This is a genomic window from Oleiphilus sp. HI0086 (genome assembly GCF_001635225.1).
Genome location: NZ_LWFZ01000431.1, coordinates 1 through 445, shown reverse-complemented (window position 1 = coordinate 445; position 445 = coordinate 1). Strand labels below are relative to the sequence as shown.

Below are 445 nucleotides of genomic sequence, written 5' to 3'. Positions count from 1 at the left end.
ATGCTGTCGATACCTTCTATTAGCTCTTCAACATCAAACTCAGGGTTTGCCTTGTTTACCATTTTGTCTTTCGCTCGGAATAGGGCATTTATAGGTACGCCGGTTTCAGTTGTTCTGCCTGTGTTTGCCACGAAGTATATGGTTGATTCAAAACCCCTTACTCGAGCATTACGTGTATAAGGACCTATAAAGATGTCATCTGAATTTGTGATAAGACCATGTGATAGGGTAATAGTGGCTGTCGCTTCCGGGTCTTCTGAAATTCGAAACATATCAGCATTGTTGCAGTTAGCAATTACCGCGATATCAAACTGCTCAAACTCCATTTCATTATCGACGAGCACAACATCTTCATCACTCGTTACCATGTCTGCAGAGAGCTCGGCACTGTCAGTAGTTAGTCGCTGAACAACTAATATGTCGCTACCGATCAAAGCTTCTTTAG

General features: G+C 42.5%; 1 protein-coding gene. It reads right to left on the bottom strand.

Annotation, left to right across the window (positions count from 1 at the left end; genetic code table 11):
• Nucleotides 1-445 (bottom strand): hypothetical protein (locus A3756_RS27360; RefSeq protein WP_197481188.1); only part of this gene is annotated, 445 nt, incomplete at both ends.